The following is a 17,948-nucleotide window of genomic DNA, read 5'->3' on the forward strand; positions in this document are numbered from 1 at the left end:
GTCAGGCGGTTGATGACTATATCTATTGGTATAACAACGGTAGGCTTCAGGAGCGATTAAAGGGCCTGGCTCCGATGGGGTATCGGAGCCAGGCTTTGGCAGCCCTGACGGTCTAGGATTAAACCAGTCCAACTTTCGGGGGCTAGTTCAGTTACAGAGGTCGGGGCGTCTTTCTGGCTGTAGGAGCTGGCAGTAGCATAGAGTCATGCGCGATTTACAGGCTCACATCATTGAAGAACTGGGCGTGAAGCCCTCCATCGACCCGGCTGAGGAGGTGCGCAAGCGCGTCCAATTCCTCGTGGACTACCTCAAAGCCACCGGCACCCGCGGTTTTGTGCTCGGCATTTCGGGCGGGCTGGATTCCACTCTGGCCGGACGCCTGTGCCAGCTGGCTGTGGAACAGCTGGAGCTGGAGGGTGTTGAGGCTGAGTTTATTGCCGTCCGCCTGCCTTACAAGGTGCAGGCCGACGAGGACGACGCCCAGGCTGCCCTGCGCTTTATCATGCCCCAGCAGACCGTCGCCTATAACATTGCAGAGGCTGTTGACGGCTTCGAGTCCGCTTTTGCTACCGCAACCGGCCGCCCCATCGCTGACTTCAACAAAGGCAACGTGAAGGCCCGTGCCCGCATGATTGCCCAGTACGCCCTGGCGGGTGAGAAGAACCTGCTGGTGATCGGCACCGATCACGGCGCTGAGGCTGTCACCGGCTTCTTTACCAAGTTCGGTGACGGTGGAGCTGACGTCATGCCCCTCTTCGGTCTGAATAAGCGCCAGAACCGGGCTCTGCTCAAGGTGCTGGGGGCTGATACCCGCCTGTGGGAGAAGATACCCACGGCCGACCTGCTCGACGGTAAGCCGGGCCGAACCGATGAGGACGAACTGGGCGTCACCTACGACCAGATTGACGACTACCTAGAAGGTAAGGACATCGACCCGTCGGCAGCAGAAAATATCGAGAGCAGGTTCCTGCGGTCGCGCCATAAGCGCACCACCCCGGTCACGATTTTTGATTCCTGGTATAGGCAGTAACATGGAGGGGGCAAATCTCCATTTTAGAGGCGGTAAATCTCCACTCTATGGGTGGTAAATCTCCACATGCTCTCTAAAATAAGGAGTATGACTGCCCCCTTCCCACGCCATCTTTACCCCATCTGCCAAGAGCTCCTTTTAGATGCCCCCATTATGGTCATCCAAGGGGCCAGGCAGAGCGGTAGCGCCAGATGAATAACCCCAGGGCCACCAGCACATAGATCGTCATGGGCAGGGTGTTGAAGGCCTGGGTAAGCACCGAGAAGAAGGCATCGAGCGCGCCCCACTAGGACGGGGCGATTCGGGGGTGTGGTTCATGGTTACCTCTCTTCACGGGGCACCCCCAGGCCATTGAAGCCGGGTACGAACCGGTCATTGTCTGCCCCTACATCAAGGGCTGGGTGGAGAAGCACCCCAACTACGCCGACAAGACCCGCAAGCCCGAACCTGCCCACCTGCGCTTTTTAGCGAAGGCAGTGCGTGGCTAAGACGCCTTCACTCAATCTAAATATTTACGCAGAAGCGACGAAGGTTCACGCTCGCTGCCGACCCTCTCGCTGGTTCGCTTCACTCACAAGCGATTCACGCCAGCCCCGAGCCAGCAGCTTCGCTGTGAACCTTCGTCGCTTCTTTCCGCGTTAAACCCGGTAGAACCCCTCAATCGCGCGGGTCAGGTGAGCCATGTCGGCTACGGTGGTGAGTTCGCGGGCCGAGTGCATGGAGAGCAGGCCGACACCGACGTCCACAGTGCGCATGCCTAAACGGGTGGCGGTGATGGGGCCAATGGTGGAACCGCAGGGCACATTGTTGTTGGAGACGAACTCCTGGTAGGGCACCTCTGCCAGGGCACAGGCCTGGGCGAAGATTCCGGCGCCAACGGCGTCGGTGGCGTAGCGCTGGTTGGCATTGATTTTGAGCAGGGGCCCGCCGCCGGGCACGGGGCGGACGGTCGGGTCGTGGTGCCCGGCGTAGTTGGGGTGCGCCAGGTGGCCGGCATCCGAAGAGAGGCAGACCGACTCAGAGATGGATCGGCGGTAGGCTTCGGCGGATTCGCCGCGGGCTTCGGAGAGCCGAATCAGGACGTCCTCAAGGAAGGGCCCGGCAGCCCCGGAGCGCGATTCTGAGCCGATTTCTTCGTGGTCAAAGGCGGCGAGCACGGCGGTCTGGGCCGACTTTACCCCGGCCTCGGCGTAGCGGATGAGGGCGGTGAGTCCGGCGTGGACGGAGCTGAGGTTATCCAGGCGACCCGACGCAAAGAGCTCCTCGTTTTCACCGAAGACGCGAGGTTCGGCGGAGTCGGCGAACATAAGGTCGTAGCCCACGATGGTTTCGGGGTCGACGGGCCCGCCATCGGTACGTTCGGCCAGGTAGGCGAGCACATCACCGGTGGAGTCGCCGAAGCCCCAGACAGGGTAGAGGTTGCCCTGCTTATCGAGTTTGAGGCCCTCGTTGGCTGTGCGGGCCAGGTGGATGGCGAGCTGGGGGACGCGGGCGATTGGCCCGGTGGCGACCAGGCGGGTTTCAAGTGCCCCGTCGACCAGGATAGTGAGACGCCCGGCCAGGCGCAGTTCGCGGTCGAGCCAGGAGTTGAGCAGGGGCCCACCATAGACTTCGACCCCCACCTGGTTCCAGGTCAGGGTGCGTACGGAGGACTTGGGCTTGACCTTGAAGCCCGGGGAGTCGGTGTGGGTGCCCAGCACCCGGTAGCTTTCGTGGGCTTCAGTGCCCACCCAGGCGATGATGGCCCCGTCGCGCACCACAAAGTGTTTGCCGGTCGCAGCTGTGCTGCTCCAGGCGTCCTGCTCGCTCAGCTCGGTGAAGCCGGCGGCGGTCAGGCGGCGGGCAGCCTCGGCCACCGCGTGGAAGGAGGTGGGGGACGCGGTGACGAAGGCGGCTAAATCATCAATGTTGGTTCGGGCATCAAAGGTCTGTGAAAGAGTCATAGACCACATTTTACCGGACAGGCTGCGGCTCTTCAGGGTAGCTTTCCTTGACCCAGACCAGGGCTGGGCGGGTGCGTTCTAGCCCGCGACGGTTCACCGCCCAGATAACGACCAGCACGAACAGGCCGTTCGACACCAGCGACGAGATGAACATGCCCACGGTGGAACCTTCCTGCAGGAAGGGGTCGGCCATGCCCAGCACACCGAAGCTCATAGCCAGCAGGTTATTGACCACGTGCAGGGCGATCGCCGCTTCGAGCCCGCCGGTGCGCCAGGTGATGTACCCTGCGGCCAGGCCCATGACCAGCACAGAGAGCTGCCCCCACAGGTCATAGAGGTGCCCCAGCATAAAGAGCGGTGCCGGGATGACGATGGCCCAGGCCGGGTGTTTGAGCCAGCGGCCGATGGTCTGCATAAGATAACCGCGGAAGACCAGTTCTTCTGCGTAGGCCTGCACCGGTACCACCAGGGCGATAGCGACCAGCATAGCGATGAGGCCGCTCACTGGCAGGGTCGTGCTGGGAACGTAGCGGGCCCCCAGGGCCGTATCAAAGGCGAGGGGCAGGGCCACAATGAGCAGGGCTGCTATCCCAAAGCAGGTAGCTAGCCAGCCCCAGCGCATACGCCCGGCGACCGAGTGAATCAGGCCCCAGGGCTTGGGCCCCAGAATCAGGCGGGCGACCCAGAGGGCGGGGAACATGAGAGCTACAGACCCGAAGAGGAAGACGAAAGTGGCGGGGCTCCGCAGGGCCTCTTGTTCAAGGATTCCCGGGCTCGCAGCGAGGATGAGGTAGCTGGGGTCAGCGGGCAGGGCGGGGTCAAGGCCCAGCAGAAGCGCGAAGAAGAAGGCGACAACCAGCAGCAGGGAGAGCACCAGGTAGAGCGGTACCCCGATGACGGCTTCAACCAGGGGCTTCCACCAGGCACCTTTAGGGTCGGCGTGGGAGAGCCGGTGGTAGCCCAGGTTCTGCTTCTCCTGCCGGTAGCCGGGGCGCCAGCCGACCGGCGGCAGGGGCGCCGGGTTGGGGTGGGTTGCTAGCGGGTGGGACACCTGCCCCTGCGGGTGGGCGGACGCCGGCCCGTAGCCCGGTGCCGCAGCCTGCGGTGGATTGGGGGCGGGCGTTTGCCAGGGAATACGGGGGTCGTTAGGTGTGCTCATGCCTCTACCCTAGCGAAACCCGCCCTGCCCCGTGCAAGGGGAGGGCGGGCGTCCGCGTCATAATTCGTGCCCCGGAGCTAGCTGGCGAGCGCCCGCCGATAGCGCACCGCAACCGCGACCCAGAGCAGCACCGCTGCGGTGAGGCAGATGATGGGGGCAGAGGACGCCGCCAGAGCAGCCTGGCTGAGCTCGTCGAGGTTGTGGGTGGTGGGGTCCAGGCGAATGCCAATGCGCATGGGCCCGTAGATGAGCCCGGCGAAGCCAACTACGGTCAGGGCACCGGCCAGTAGGCGTACCGCGCGGGGGGCGAGGATGAAGAAGGTGGGGAAAGCGTCCAACCAGAAGGCGGCAATCAGCAGGGGCAGCCAGATGTTGTGGTGGGACCAAGAAATGGGCGACATGGCCATCATGAGAAACCCGTTGAGGGCTATCTGGGAGAGCACCATGCCGCGGCGGTGTAGCACCGGAATTAGGTAGGCTATACCCACCAGCAGGGCCAGAATAATGCCGTAGCGCAGGACCGAGAGCAGCAGCCCCTCAGCAAGCCCCAGGTGCAGCAGCCAGCCCAGGGTGGAGATGTTATCGACATAGGCGATGTTGCCTACGCGGGAGGGGTCTGAGATAGCGAAGAACCAGAATTCGCGGGCGGTGGCGGGCATGAAGATAAACCCTGCCGCGACCGTGGCTGCGAAGGTGGCGCCCAGGGTGAGCACCCCCTTGATGTCCCTGCGCATGAGCAGGATCAGGCCGAAGGCCAGCGGGGTGAGTTTGATACCGCCAGCGATACCGATGAGCACACCGCGGGGAACTCGGGTGGCTGGGCGGAGCAGGTCGATGAGCACCAGCAGCAGGATTAGGGCGTTGATTTGGGCTAGGCCAATACCGCGGTCCCAGGGGCTGAACATGGTGATGCAGGTAGCCATTACTACAACCATTGAGCGGCTACCCAGCAGGGCCTCGCCGGGTACGGTGATTCCGCGAGCGCGCGCGTGGTTGAGAATCAGGACCGAGATCCAGAGGGCTGCCAGAACGGCCAGGAGGGTCATGGCCCCGGCACCGACCCAGAGGGGCAGGAGGGCGAAGGGGGCGAAGACCATGACCGCAAAGGGCGGGTAGGTGAAGGGCAGGGCGATGGGCTGCCCGTCTTCGAGGTAGTAGTTGTAGAGGGTTTTGCCGGGGTAGAGGTCGCCGAAGACTACGCCTGCACCTGTGCGGTAGACCTCGAAGTCTTGGCCGTTGAGGATCATGGAGTGGCGAATGTGCCACTGCATGACCGCTACGAAGAAGATGCCGGTGAGGACCGGCCAGATGATGTGCCGGGCGGGCAGGCGGGTGGTGAGGCTAAAGAGGGGCACCTGGGGCTACTTTTCGGTGGGGGTTGCGGCGTCTTGGTCTGCGGTCTTGCGGACGGCTACCAGGTTGGTGCCGCGCTTGGTTTTGGCGCGGCCGGGTAGGCGCTTGGTAGGACGCTCCTCGGCGGCTTTCTTGGGCAGGGCGGCGATGCGCAGGGCGAGTTCGAGAACGATTAGGCCGAGTGCTGCGTAGAAGACGTAGTAGGAGGGGTAGAAATAGTAAAGGCTGGCGCTCCACCCGGCAATGGTGGCACCCAGGGCTACAACGGCAAGGGCGGCAATGATGATGTGGGCGAGGGGGAAGGCGCCGTTGTTTTCTTTGTTGCGCCAGGTGATGTAGATGGCCATGAGCGCAAAGAGTACGGGGAAGAAGATTTGACCGGAGAGGGCCATGGTGTCTTCGGTGTAGCGGAAGATACCGAGGGCCTGGACGATGGCGGTGGCGGCAAGAATGAGGGAAGCAGGCAGTGTTTTCACGGGAAACCAGTCTACCGGCTAGGCGGTGATGAAGTAGGTGATGGCGCAGATAGTGAAGATAGTGCCGGTGGTGAGGGCTGCGGCGAGTTCGATGAGGATGCCGATGCCCATTGATTTGAGGGCGGCCAGGGTGCTGCCTGCTGAGGTGGCGATATCGCCCTGGCTGCGCACGGTTTCGCTGAGCAGCAGGGCTACCGCGAAGCCGACGAAGAGGCCGACGACAGGTATCACAAACATGCCGATTACCGCGCCGAGCACGCCCCAGAGAATAGAGCGGTTAGGAATGGCTCGCTGTTTGAGGGTCTTGCCGGTGAGTAGGGCCTGGGCAGCCATGCCCGCAATCATGATGGGAAGGCCTAAGCCAAGGATCCACCAGCCTTCCGGCCCGCGCAGGGTAAGCCCCCAGAGCAGCACGCCGCCCAGCACGGCGAAGGAGCCGGGCAGGATGGGGTAGACGATACCGACGATGCCAACGGCAATGAGGACGACGGCGATAAGGGTCATCACGATAGCTAGGGTCATACTGTTCAGTTTACCGGTGCGGTTACTGGCAAGCATTGGGCATACCGAAGCCTATTGGTCGGGGCTGGCGTGAATTGCGACGAGCCCCCAGGCGAGGAGCAAGAGGATCGATAGGCTTCGGTATGCCCAATGCTTAGCTATCTCATCGTAAAACCACACTGATATAATCAGCATTACGTATACAAGTTTTGGAGTAGAGATGCCTGAGAAGGACGATATCGCCAGTGGCCGCCGCACCTGGCACCGTAGGGCCTCTAGGCCGGTGTCCCTGTGGATGTTCGCCCTGTTCATCGTGCTCATGACCCACCGGTGGATTCCAGAGTCTCTTTGGCTGATGGTTCACATGGTTACCCTGGGGCTCATCACCAACTCGATTCTGATCTGGTCCCAGCACTTCACCGAGGCCCTGCTCAAGCACAAGCTCCCCGACACCGCCCGACCGGTGCAGCTGGCCCGCATTTATACCCTCAACGCCTCGATGGTGGTGCTGATGGTGGGTGTGGTCTTTTCTCTCTACCCGCTGACGGTGCTCGGCTCGGTGGGCGTGGGCACTGCGGTGACCTGGCACGGGGTTGCTCTGCTGCAGCAGATGCGTTCTGCCCTGCCTGCCCGCTTTGGGGTGACGGTTCGCTACTACAGTGCGGCCTCTTGGCTGCTGCCGGTGGGTGCTACTTTTGGTGCCTTGCTGGCCTACGACGGGCTGAGCGCCACCTGGCACGGCCGTCTTTTGCTGGCCCACGAGGCTATCAATGTGCTGGGCTTTGTGGGAATCACGGTGGTGGGTACCCTGATGACCCTCTGGCCGACCATGCTGCGCACGGTCATGGTGCCGGACGCCGTCGTCCGCTCCACCCGCGCCCTGGCAGGCCTGTGCATGGGGTTGGGGCTCACCGTGGCCGGTGCCCTGGCAGGTCTCACCTGGCTGGCTGTTGCCGGCCTGCTGCTCTATGCCGGTGCCCTGGGGCTAGTTCTTACCCTCATGGTGCGCACCGCTGCCGCCAAGAAGCCTGCCGACTACGCAACTTTCTCGGTAGCTGCCGGTATGGTCTGGTTGACCGCGGGCGTCCTTTTCTCTGCCTGCCTAGTCGCGACCTCACCCTTTGGCTCCCTGCCCCTGCGCCCGATCACCCCCATGTTTGTTGCCGGCTTCCTGGCTCAGACCCTGCTGGGTGCCATGACCTACCTACTGCCTGCCCGTATGGGCGGCGGCCCTAAGTCCGTCCACGACGCCAACAAGGAGTTCAACCGTTTCGCGGCGGGCCGCACCGTCATGGTCAACCTCTCGCTGCTCATCTTCATCCTGCCGGTTGCTCTCACCGGCTCTTGGGTGCGCACCGGCGCCTCCCTCCTCGGAGCCTTTACCCTCTTCGCCTTCATCCCGCTCATGATGCGCGGGGTTCGGGCCTCCGTCAGTGCGCGCAAGGCAATGGTTCAGGCCCGGTCCCGCGGCAAGGCACCCGTCCCTGACCCCGAAGCGCTCGCGCCGACTCCCGTACCCCACCTGCGCAATGCCCTCATCGGTGCCCTGGCTGTGGCTCTGGTGGTAGCCCTAGGGCTCGCGGTTGACCCGGCGGCCCGCGCCCGGCTTACCGCGCCAGCGTCCGCCGGGAGTGCCACCGGCCAGACCACCACCCTGACCGTTGAAGCCACCGCCGACATGCGCTTTACCCCCGACACCGCAGAAGTGCCGGTGGGCAACCGCCTGGTCATTGAGGTCACCAACACCGACACCAAGAACGCCCACGACCTGACCTTCTCCAACGGAACTTCCACCGGCCGCATCGACCCCGGGGCAACCAAGAGCGTAGACGTCGGCATCATCACCGGTGATCTAGAGGGCTGGTGCTCGGTGGTCGGGCACAAGGCTATGGGCATGACCTTCACGGTGGTAGCAAGCGGGGCGGACGCCACCCAGGCAGGTACCAGCGCCACCGATAGTTCAGCCCACGCCGGGCACAGCACCGGCGGGCGACCGGCTCAGTACTAGCCCCCACCGATATTGATTTGCAGGGCGATATCTCTGAAAGCTACCAAACCCGCGATGCCACCCTGGCTCCCGTAGCCGACTGTGAAAGCATCGATGGCCGCACCGTACACCGCCAGACCCTGGATGTGCAGGAACTCCCCCGCGAAGTTGCCCCCGGGGTCAATCTCAACGCCTGGACCTTCAACGGCTCCTACATGGGCCCCACCCTGCGCGGGCGCGTGGGCGATATTTTTGAAATTACACTCATCAACAACGGAAGCATGGGGCACTCGGTAGACTTCCACGCCGGAACCGTCTCCCCCGAAGGCTTCGCCGCTGGCAGGCAACACCGGGCAGGAGCTGCTTGCCGGGTTGAGTGCATCACCTTGGGGCGTGTACGGCAGGTGAGCACCTGACGGGCATGAGGGTTATCCAGTAGTCTTGACCTGATGACAAGTGAACGCCCCAAGCCCAATCTTGCCCTGCGCATCGGCGCAGGGCTGGTCGCGCACTGGCAGATTGTGGCATCGGCGGTGCTGATGTCGGCCGGCGTCGTGGGGCTTTCTGCTACCTACGAGGACTACTGCGGGCAGACCGACCTGACCTACGCCCCCACAGAACTGCGGGACGACATTGAAGCTGCCGCCCAGGTTGCTGGTTTCCGCGCAGGCGTGTTGGCAGCCCAGCTAGAAACCGAATCAGGCTGGGTCACCACCGCCCAATCGCATGCAGGCGCCCACGGCCTAGCCCAGTTCACCCAAGACACCTGGGACATCTGGGGCGAGGGCGATATCAACAGCCCTGAAGACTCCATCGCCGCCCAGGGCCGCTACCTGGCCTATCTTTCTGAGCGCCTGGCCCCCTATGTATCGGATGAGGCTTCGCTTCAGGATATTGTTCTAGCTGGCTACAACGCCGGGCCCGGTGCAGTCGAGGAATACGGCGGCATCCCACCCTACTTTGAGACCCAAAACTACGTGGTCAAAATTGACGAGCTCGCCGCCACTAAATACGCGGTCACTTGCGCCCCCAGCCCCGATTTCAAACAGGCTACCCTAGTGCGCTAAACAAGGACGCCACCACCCGCTTTCCTGCCCCGAGGCAGGGGTGCGGGTGGCGGCGTCCTTAATCAGAAGCCCTACCGGGGAAGCCTAGCGCTTCTGGTAGAGGGCCTTCTTCTGGAACTTGGGATCAGAGGTGACCAGCATGCCCAGGGAGCGGAAGATCCCCTCGTCCACCGAACCCAAAATGGTGGTGGTGTGCACGTCAGCGCCACGCAGGTTCTTAATCTGCTCAAGGGCGGCGCGGGCGTCCTCGTCGTGAGCTGCGGAGGTTGAGAGGGCAATCAGTACCTCGTCGGTGTGCAGGCGGGGGTTCTGGCTACCCAGGTGCAGGGTCTTCAGACGCTGGATGGGTTCCAGGGCCTCGTTCGACAGCAGGTGCTTGTTGTCGTCCAGGCCAGCCAAGTGCTTGAGCGCGTTAAGCAGGGCAACAGCCGAGCAGCCGAGCAGGTCGGTGGTCTTACCGGTGATGATGGTTCCATCTGCCAGCTCGATCGCCGCGCCGGGGGCACCGGTGGTTTCTTCGCGCAGGCGGGCGGGGGTGACGACCGGGCGGTCGGTTTCCTTGATGCCGGCCTTGGCCATAACCACAGCAGCGCGGTCCGACTGGATGGAATCTAGGCCGCCGCGGGCCTCGTCCACCAGGGCCTTGAAGTAGCGGCGGATAATCTCCTGCTCAGAGGCATAGCGGCAGGCGGCGTCATCGGTGATGCAGTTACCGGCCATGTTCACACCCATGTCGGTGGGCGACTGGTAGGGGGTAGTGCCGGTCATCTTCTGCAGCAACACCTTGAGCAGGGGGAAGGCCTCAACGTCGCGGTTGTAGTTGACGGTGGACTCGCCGTAGGCGGTCAGGTGGAAATGGTCGATAACGTTAGCGTCATCGAGATCAACGGTCGCAGCCTCGTAGGCCAGGTTGACGGGGTGCTCCAGGGGCAGGTTCCAGATGGGGAAGGTCTCGAACTTGGCGTAGCCAGCCTTCACACCGCGCTTGTTCTCGTGGTAGACCTGCGACAGGGCGGTTGCCAGCTTGCCGGAACCGGGGCCGGGAGCGGTAACAACCACCAGGTTACGGGTGGTTTCAGCGAACTCGTTACGGCCCAGGCCGTTCTCGCTCACGATCAGGTCGGTGTTGGTGGGGTAACCGGGAATGACGCGGTGACGCGAAACCTTCAGCCCCAGGCGCTCCAGGCGCTGCTTGAAGGCAACAGCCTTGGCGTTGTCGTCCTCCATCTGGGTGAGCACCACGTGCTCGACCAGGAAGCCGCGCTCACGGAAGACGTCAACCAGGCGGAGCACGTCGTCCTCGTAGGTAATGCCCAGGTCAGCGCGAATTTTGTTGCGCTGCAGGTCCTTGGCGTTGAGGCAGATGAGAATTTCTACCTCGTCGCGGATTTGCTCCAGCATCGCGATCTTGTTGTCGGGTGTGAAGCCGGGCAGCACGCGGGAGGCGTGCATGTCGTCAAAGAGTTTGCCACCCATTTCGAGGTAGAGCTTGCCGCCAATTTCTTCGCGGCGCTCCTGGATGTGTCGAGACTGCATCTCGATGTACTTCTCACGGTCAAAACCAATTTTGTTCACCATGGAAGTCAAGCCTATCAAGTCCAAGGGTGCGGACGCCCGCGCACCGACCACGTGGCGGCGGTGAGGGCGGGCACGCTTTACTTCTCTAGGTGCAGCAGCCGCTCGGGGTAATCGGTAAAGACGCCGGTAGCGCCCCAGTTTTTGAGCTCGTTAGCGTGGGCGGGGCTGTTGACCGTCCAGACGTTGACCTCATACCCGGCTTCGCGCAGGGCGCGGACGGTCGCGCGGGTTAAGGCCCGGTCTTCCAAGTGGGCGGCGCTGGTGTCGATGAGTTCCAGAACGGAGCGCCAGTCGGGCTGAAGCATCTCGGTGACGAAGAGGGCCCCGACCGCATACTGCGGGGCGCGGCGTTTGAATTCGGCCAGGAGCAGGTGATTGAAGGAGGAGACGATTACCTCTCGCCCCGGTTGCAGGTGGGCCAGCTCTTCGATCACTCTGTCGATGAGCAGACGAGAACGCTCTGCCCCCTGTTTGTTGGATTTCAGTTCGATGTTGAGGTTGAGCCCGCGCTCATTGGCCAGATCAATCAGCTGGGCCAGGGTGGGCACCGGCTCCCCCGCCGTGTCGGGCGAAAACCAGGCGCCGGCGTCCGCCCCGGAAAGCTGCTCGGCGGTGTAGCTGTAGAGGGGGCCGGTGAGGTTGGTGGTGCGGTCGAGGTCGGTGTCGTGCAGAAGGACGGGTGTGCCGCAGGCAGCGATATCGACGTCGGTTTCGACCCAGGTCGCGCCGGAGTCAGCGGCGGCGGTGAAGGCGGCGAGGGTGTTTTCAGGGCAGGTTCCGGACGCCCCCCGGTGAGCAAAAATACGCATGGCACCAGTATGGGGCAGGGAGGTTAACGAAAGGTGCCCCATCGTAGGCTTCTGTGCAGGGTTCTAGCCTTTTAGCACTTCACTTTTCAAAATATCCATCAGCCCTTCATTCACGAAGAGCTTCTCTCTACCAACTTTTTCTTCCCGCAGCGCCCCCACTGAGACAAGCTCCCCCCAGGTATTTGGTTGCGGTCTGGCGGGTCACCGAGCAACGGCCCACCACGTCCTTAATACGGCAGTAGGGCTGCTCAAAAAGAACATCCACTACACCTACCGGCATCTGAGAGCCAGCCCGTTCTTTCACTTGCTCCTGCAAGGCCTGAATTTGCTTAATCTTCTGCAGAGTGCTCACAGCCGTTAACCGCATGGCTTCAATCATGTAGATCGTCCAGTCTTCCCAGGCCCCCTCAGAGGTCACCGCATTCAAGAGGCGGTAGTAGTCATTCTTCTGGGCAATGATGCTCTGCGAAATATAAAGAATAGGCTCACTCAAAAGCCCGGAAGATACCAGCATCAGCGCGTTAAGAATTCGCCCGGTGCGCCCGTTACCATCGTCGAAAGGATGGATAGCCTCAAACTGGTAATGGGCAAGTGCAACCTTCACCAGTGGGTCAAAGCTGCCAGCAGAGTTCACGAACTCTTCCCAGTTGCGCAGTTTCTCAGAAATCACTTCAGCGCCCTGGGGCGGGGTATAGATGCGACAGCGAGTTGCTGGGTTGCCGGTATACACGCCGTCCCCGTGTCTGACCCGAGTATCAATATCGCGGATGGTGCTACAGATTTCCCGGGCAGTATTAGCAGTGATAATGCCCTGACGTTCCCGCATTGCTTCAAGCCCAGCGAAGAGGCTTTTTGGTAACGCAGGGCCTCCCGGGTTGCTCCGCTGGCGTCCATTGAAACTGTTGCTGCTTTAAAGAGTTCGTCGGTGGTAGTTACAATGTTCTCGATTTCAGAGCTTGCCTGAGCCTCAAGTAGGGCAAGAGAATGCAAGAAGATGCCCGGATTAGGCAGGGACACTAAGGCCTCATTCAACCCGGCTATAGCTGCTCGCGCTTCGATTACAGCCTTGAGTACGCGGATAGTTTCCACATAGTCGGCTGGCGGTAGCGGTGGCAGATCATTGTAGGGTTCATCAGCAGACCAGGTCATGTACAAAATCTACCCATTTTTTGACAGATAAGCCCCAAAAATTGCTGATATGTCAAAAATTTTGGGTTTTTTTGACAGATTCAAGTCACATGTTCAATCTTTTGACGAGAGCAGGGACCGCCACCTCCCCAGCCTGCGTAGGATTCTTGGCTCCCACACACGAATGCGACCTCTTTTCCCGAGCGAGTACTCAAACATCACCCGCTCGAGAAAAGAGGTCGCATTCGACAAAGGGCTCTAGTCCTTCAGCACCTCAGCCAACCGTCGCACACCCTCGGTCAGGGCGTCCGGCTCAATCGCCGAGAAAGCGATACGCAGCTGGTTGGCACCCGGGTTCCGCGAAACACCATCTGAACCAACCACCGGCTCATAGAAAGCCGAGCCAGGAATGAAGACCACACCGGCCTCAATAGCGGGGGCGAGGGCGTCCGTCGCATCCTCATACTTACCACCGGTGGGCAGGGTCAGCCAGGTAAAGAAGCCGCCCTCAGGTACCGTCCAGGTGGTGCCCTCGGGCATGTACTTTTCGCAGGCGTCCAGCACGGCCTTGCAGCGGGCCTCATACAGGGCAGCGGTGGCGCGGGTATGGGACTCCCACAGGCCCTCGCTCATGAAGCCCAGCACCAGGCGCTGTGACAGCACAGACGGGCAAATCGTCACGGCCTCACCCGCGATCTGCAGGAACTTACGCACACGGAAGGGGGCAACCATCCAGCCCACGCGCACGCCGGGCGAGAAGACCTTAGAGAAGGAGCCCAGGTAGAGCACGTTCTCAGGATCCAGAGAATAGAGGGAGCGGCGGCGTTCCCCGGTGAAGGAGAGCTGGCCATAGGGATTATCCTCAACAATCAGCACATCGGCTTCGCGGCAGACACGCACCAGCTCGGTGCGGCGCTCGTCCGACAGAGAGATGCCGGTGGGGTTCTGGAAGTTGGGGATGGTGTAGAGGAACTTGACCTGCTTGCCCTCGGCCCGGATCTCTTCAATGGCCCGGGCGACGGCGGCCGGGCCGAGGCCGTCCGCGTCCAGGGGTACCTGGCGGACGTCCGCCTGGTAGCCCTCGAAGACGCCCAGGGCGCCAGTGTAGGTGGGGCCCTCAGCCAGGATTACGTCGCCGGGGTTGACGAAGAGTTTGGTGGCAAGGTCTAGACCCATCTGGGAGCCCGCGGTCATCTGAATGTCATCGACCGCCGGGCGGGCGCCTTCAGATTCCATGAACTCACAGACCAGCTCAGCGAGGGCTTCCAGGCCAGCGCCGGAGCCGTACTGCAGGACTTCCAGGCCCTCTTCTTCGATAATGCGGGCGCTCATGGCCCCCAGTCGGTCAAGGGGCAGCAGATCGAGGTCGGGGTTGCCGCCGGCCAGGGAGATAATGCCGGGGCGCATGGCCACCTCAAAGACATCGCGCACAGCGGACGGGCGGAACCCGGCAGCGCGGTCAGCGAAGTGGCGCATAATGCGAGCTTCGGCAGGGTTAGCTTCGGCCAGTAGGGCTGCAATCTTACTCATGGTTACTCCTTGCCACCGTAGGTAATGTCGGCGACGCCGGACGCCGGTGAGGTCGACTCAGCACCTACCCCGGCGGCGTGCAGGGAGATGAGTTCGTAGACGGTGTGGGCGGCAGCGATGCCGGTCAGTTCGGCGTGGTCGTAGGCCGGGGACACTTCAACCACCTCGGAGCCCACCAGGTTGAGCCCGCGCAGGCCGCGCAGGATTTCGAGCAGTTCACGGGAGGTAATGCCGCCCGCTTCGGGGGTGCCGGTGCCGGGTGCGTGGGCGGGGTCGAGCACGTCGATGTCGATGGAAACGTAGAGCGGCTTGTCGCCAATGCGCTCCCGCAGCAGCTCAACGACTTTCTGTACACCCAGGTAGTAGACGTCCGCGCTGGTAACAATACCAAAGCCGAAGCGGGCGTCGTCCTCGAGGTCTTCGGTGCCGTAGAGGGGTCCGCGGGTGCCCACATGGCAGAGGGCGTCGGTGTCGAGCAGGTCCTCTTCAAAGGCGCGACGGAAGGGGGTGCCGTGGGTGTATTCGGCGCCGAAGTAGGTGTCCCAGGTATCCAGGTGGGCATCGAAGTGCAGCAGGGCGATTTTGCCGTGCTTCTTGGCCAGGTTGCGCAGGTTGGCGAGCGCGATCGTGTGGTCGCCGCCGATGGTGACCAGGCGGGCGCCGTCCTTGGTGAGTTCGTGGGCACCGGCCTCGAACATGGCGAGGGCTTCTTCGATGTTAAAGGGGTTGCCGATGATGTCACCGGCGTCGGCTACCTGGGCTTCTTTGAAGGGGGAGATGTTGGCGGCCGGATTGAAGGGGCGTAGCAGGCGGGAGGACTCGCGCACGTGGTTGGAGCCGAAGCGGGCGCCGGGTCGGTAGGAGACGCCGGAGTCCCAGGGCATACCTGCTACCACGATGTCGGCCTTGTCGACCTCGTCGAAGCAGGGCAGGCGGGCGAAGGTGGCAAGGCCGGCCCAGCGGGGCACTTCGGCGGCGTTGACGGGGCCGACGCGTTCGACGCCGTCGGCGCCGGTGGCGATGACGCGGCTGGGGTCAGCTGAGAAGAAGGCTTGAGTCACGGGTTCTCCAAGGGGTTAGGACGCTGGTAACTAGCTCAGTGCGCGGGGCAGGTTGGGTGCGGGGCGGGCCCAGCACCAGTGTGGCCGGGCGCACTAGAATCGCTACCACTATAACCCGCCTGCGCAGCAGCGGCGGGGCAGTTTTAACCGCGACCGCGCGCGTGAATCTGATACTTATTCACCGGTCAGTAAAGCTATGCCAACCCACCAGTGGCAGCCAAGCGGGGGCAAGCGTCCTCACCTATCCACCACCGCGCGCAGGTGCATAAGTTTGCAGAAAATGAAGTTAAAAAATCATGGTGCGGTTCTCTCCGCAGTTTCCTGTGCTATCCCGTCCTGTGCAGGTTTCTTGGGTTCTGTGCACAGAAAAACCTGCACAGAACCCAAGAAACCTGCACACCCCGCCGCATCTACTGGTAGGTCACCACATAGGGCTTGGGGGTGAGGGCATAAGTCTGGGCGGGAGTCAGAGTGGGGGTGTCCTCGTCGTAGAAGTTCTTCCACGAGGGCTTAATGGCCGGGTCAAGATCGCGGATGAGCTCCTGGTAGGTAGAGTTTTTCAGCTCAGGTGTGCCGTGGCCGTCCGCATGCAGGGTAAGGGCCAGCTCGGGGTGGCTCGTATCGAGCACCGCCCGGTTAGTAATCATGGAGTGCGTGAACTGGTGCAGCACCACCATCTTCTGCGGCAGGCGGTGTTTATCGGTCAGTGCCGCTAGATAGTCCAGAGTTTCGTTGATTTCTGAGGCATCCACGGTCCCAATTTGTTGCAGGTGAACCTGCCCGGGGTAGATACGCCATTCGGGGTCAATGCCCAGGCCAACATGAGGTTCCTTGAGCAGCTCTTCATACTGTTTGATCTGCTCGGTGAAGGTGCTGCGGCCGGGCTGGAAGTCCAAGATAACGTAGACCCCGTTTTTACGGGCTTCGTCAATGAGAGGTCGCAGGCTTTCAACGGTTGCCTCATCGGAGTAGTCGCCGTCAGGCCCGGGAGCTGAGCTGGCTACCGTGGTGATGATCTCAAAGGTGGGAATGACCTTTTCATCGGTGTACGCCTGGTATTCAGCGGCGAGATTTTTAACCCGGGCAACAGATTCAGCCGGGCCCTGCTCACCAAGCACTCCCAGGGACGGGCCGCCGGGGTTACCGTAGAGCGCCACGTAACGGTGGGCAAAGATCTGGTCGCCACCGCCGAGCACCTCGCTCTTTGGAGCATTGGCCCGTGAGGATTGCTCGGGGGCGGACGCCGCAGCGCTGGCACTTGCGGACGGGCTAGCGGTCGAGGTGGCAGGAGCCGATGAGGACGCTGCCGCACTCGCGCTGGGCGTGGAGCTGGTGGTTACTGAGCTGCTCACAGCCACTGTAGGGGTAGCAGTTTCGCTGGCAGGTTCCTCAATTGGAGTGGCGGAGCACCCTATTAGAGCAAGGGCAGAGAGTGTTATAAGGGAAAGAAGGTGGGTGTGCCGAGTGCGCATGGTGTCCTGGGAGTTGACTGTAAATGTTTAATCAGTCTACTGAATATTTTTCTTGAGCGACTTTCTATTACGCAGAATGAAACCCTTTCCGCAAACCTACCCAGCCCCCTCAAGCCGCCACGGGCGTCCACTCATAAACATACTGTGCCCCGCATAACATTTCAGGGGCGAAAATCCCGCATATCTATACATTCACCCCTTAAGCTGAATCGGAAACCCGCACCACGCGCCGACGAAAGGCCACCATGACCCACCCCTCACTCCCCGACCGCTCCGGTGAAACCACCGAGCCCCGCCGCAATGCCGGCTACGCCATTCTGGCAACCCTGCGCAGCTACGGCATCGACACCGTTTTCGGCATTCCCGGCACCCACAACCTCGAGTTCTACCGCCACCTCGAAGAGCTCGACATCCACCCCGTCACCACCCGCCACGAGCAGGGTGCCTCCTACGGGGCGGACGGCTGGTCACTGACCCGTGGCCTGCCCGGCGTCGTCATCACCACTTCGGGCCCCGGTCTGCTCAACTCCCTCTCGGGTGCCGCCACCGCCTACGCTGAGTCGCGCCCCATGATTATCCTCTCCCCAGGTCGCCCCGTGGGCCACGAATTCCGCGACATCGGCGCCCTGCACGAGACCAAGAACCCCACCGGCGCCGTCAACTCCATCGTCGAGTTCTCCCGCCGCGTGAACTCCGCTGAAGAAGCCGTGGACATCATCCACAACGCCTTCCGCTCCTTCGCCCACAACCGTCCGCGCCCCATCCACATCGAAGTACCCCTCGATGTACTCGAACGCGAAGTTGAGCTTGACCCCGCCATCCTGCAGGCCCGCCCCCTCGGCAAGCCCCAGCCC

At 62.1% G+C, this 17,948-nt stretch carries 18 protein-coding genes; 6 read left to right on the forward strand and 12 right to left on the reverse strand.

Going from position 1 to position 17,948, the window contains the following annotated elements:
* Together E4U03_RS12935 and nadE are read left to right on the forward strand one after the other, a co-directional pair.
* The coding region (locus E4U03_RS12935; protein ID WP_135011154.1) for an IS3 family transposase at positions 1–116 on the forward strand (116 nt) is incomplete at its 5' end.
* A gap of 89 nt (positions 117–205) precedes the next feature.
* Positions 206–1,030 carry an ammonia-dependent NAD(+) synthetase gene (gene nadE / locus E4U03_RS10605; RefSeq protein WP_135013695.1) on the forward strand — a complete coding sequence of 275 codons (825 nt, stop codon included), beginning with the start codon at positions 206–208 and terminating at the stop codon, positions 1,028–1,030.
* 638 nt (positions 1,031–1,668) lie between these two features.
* Here nadE and E4U03_RS10610 read toward each other — a convergent pair.
* The 5 genes from E4U03_RS10610 to E4U03_RS10630 all read right to left on the reverse strand — a co-directional run bounded on the left by E4U03_RS10610 (position 1,669) and on the right by E4U03_RS10630 (position 6,483).
* A complete protein-coding gene (locus E4U03_RS10610; protein WP_135013697.1) occupies positions 1,669–2,973 on the reverse strand; it encodes a M18 family aminopeptidase in 1,305 nt (434 codons plus the stop codon).
* Positions 2,974–2,983: 10 nt separating this feature from the next.
* Positions 2,984–4,132, reverse strand: a complete 1,149-nt coding sequence (locus tag E4U03_RS10615; RefSeq protein ID WP_135013699.1) for a CPBP family intramembrane glutamic endopeptidase — start codon at positions 4,130–4,132, stop codon at positions 2,984–2,986.
* Positions 4,133–4,209: 77 nt separating this feature from the next.
* Positions 4,210–5,487, reverse strand: coding sequence for a glycosyltransferase 87 family protein (locus E4U03_RS10620; RefSeq protein WP_135013701.1), 1,278 nt, complete (start codon positions 5,485–5,487; stop codon positions 4,210–4,212).
* 6 nt (positions 5,488–5,493) lie between these two features.
* On the reverse strand, positions 5,494–5,961 hold the full coding sequence (locus E4U03_RS10625; protein ID WP_135013702.1) for a hypothetical protein: 468 nt from the start codon (positions 5,959–5,961) through the stop codon (positions 5,494–5,496).
* Between the two features lie 18 nt (positions 5,962–5,979).
* Positions 5,980–6,483 (reverse strand): DUF456 domain-containing protein, encoded by a 504-nt coding sequence (locus tag E4U03_RS10630; protein WP_135013704.1) that lies wholly within the window; start codon positions 6,481–6,483, stop codon positions 5,980–5,982.
* Positions 6,484–6,682: 199 nt separating this feature from the next.
* Between E4U03_RS10630 and E4U03_RS10635 the strand changes: the two genes are divergently transcribed.
* From E4U03_RS10635 to E4U03_RS10645, 3 genes are read left to right on the forward strand one after another with little or no spacing between them, the layout of a single operon-like run.
* Complete coding sequence (locus E4U03_RS10635; RefSeq protein WP_135013706.1) at positions 6,683–8,470, forward strand: cupredoxin domain-containing protein; 1,788 nt, start codon at positions 6,683–6,685, stop codon at positions 8,468–8,470.
* Positions 8,471–8,487: 17 nt separating this feature from the next.
* On the forward strand, positions 8,488–8,865 hold the full coding sequence (locus tag E4U03_RS10640; RefSeq protein ID WP_167752402.1) for a multicopper oxidase domain-containing protein: 378 nt from the start codon (positions 8,488–8,490) through the stop codon (positions 8,863–8,865).
* Positions 8,866–8,898: 33 nt separating this feature from the next.
* Positions 8,899–9,516, forward strand: coding sequence for a lytic transglycosylase domain-containing protein (locus E4U03_RS10645; RefSeq protein ID WP_135013710.1), 618 nt, complete (start codon positions 8,899–8,901; stop codon positions 9,514–9,516).
* An 84-nt stretch (positions 9,517–9,600) separates the two neighbouring features.
* On the opposite strand, the gene E4U03_RS10650 is transcribed toward E4U03_RS10645, so the two are convergent.
* From E4U03_RS10650 to E4U03_RS10675, 7 genes are all read right to left on the reverse strand, one after another.
* Entirely contained in the window at positions 9,601–11,094 is a 1,494-nt protein-coding gene (locus E4U03_RS10650) for a DUF1846 domain-containing protein (RefSeq protein ID WP_135013711.1), read from the reverse strand.
* A 77-nt stretch (positions 11,095–11,171) separates the two neighbouring features.
* A complete protein-coding gene (locus E4U03_RS10655) occupies positions 11,172–11,945 on the reverse strand; it encodes a glycerophosphodiester phosphodiesterase family protein (protein WP_209304163.1) in 774 nt (257 codons plus the stop codon).
* A gap of 85 nt (positions 11,946–12,030) precedes the next feature.
* Entirely contained in the window at positions 12,031–12,633 is a 603-nt protein-coding gene (locus E4U03_RS13425) for a Fic family protein (RefSeq protein WP_245207722.1), read from the reverse strand.
* Positions 12,570–13,052 carry a Fic/DOC family N-terminal domain-containing protein gene (locus E4U03_RS13430; RefSeq protein WP_245207723.1) on the reverse strand — a complete coding sequence of 161 codons (483 nt, stop codon included), beginning with the start codon at positions 13,050–13,052 and terminating at the stop codon, positions 12,570–12,572. Before E4U03_RS13430 ends, E4U03_RS13425 begins: the two co-directional genes overlap by 64 nt.
* Before the next feature lie 237 nt (positions 13,053–13,289).
* Positions 13,290–14,561, reverse strand: coding sequence for a PLP-dependent aminotransferase family protein (locus E4U03_RS10665; protein ID WP_228066194.1), 1,272 nt, complete (start codon positions 14,559–14,561; stop codon positions 13,290–13,292).
* A gap of 2 nt (positions 14,562–14,563) precedes the next feature.
* Positions 14,564–15,583: an agmatinase gene (speB, locus tag E4U03_RS10670; protein WP_135013719.1), complete on the reverse strand. Its 1,020-nt coding sequence runs from the start codon at positions 15,581–15,583 to the stop codon at positions 14,564–14,566.
* 449 nt (positions 15,584–16,032) lie between these two features.
* Positions 16,033–16,974, reverse strand: coding sequence for a hypothetical protein (locus E4U03_RS10675; protein ID WP_135013713.1), 942 nt, complete (start codon positions 16,972–16,974; stop codon positions 16,033–16,035).
* 365 nt (positions 16,975–17,339) lie between these two features.
* On the opposite strand from E4U03_RS10675, the gene E4U03_RS10680 reads away from it, so the two are divergent.
* The coding region (locus E4U03_RS10680) for a thiamine pyrophosphate-binding protein (RefSeq protein WP_245207724.1) at positions 17,340–17,948 on the forward strand (609 nt) is incomplete at its 3' end.

This window comes from Rothia nasimurium (assembly GCF_004569295.1).
Taxonomy (GTDB): domain Bacteria; phylum Actinomycetota; class Actinomycetes; order Actinomycetales; family Micrococcaceae; genus Rothia; species Rothia nasimurium_B.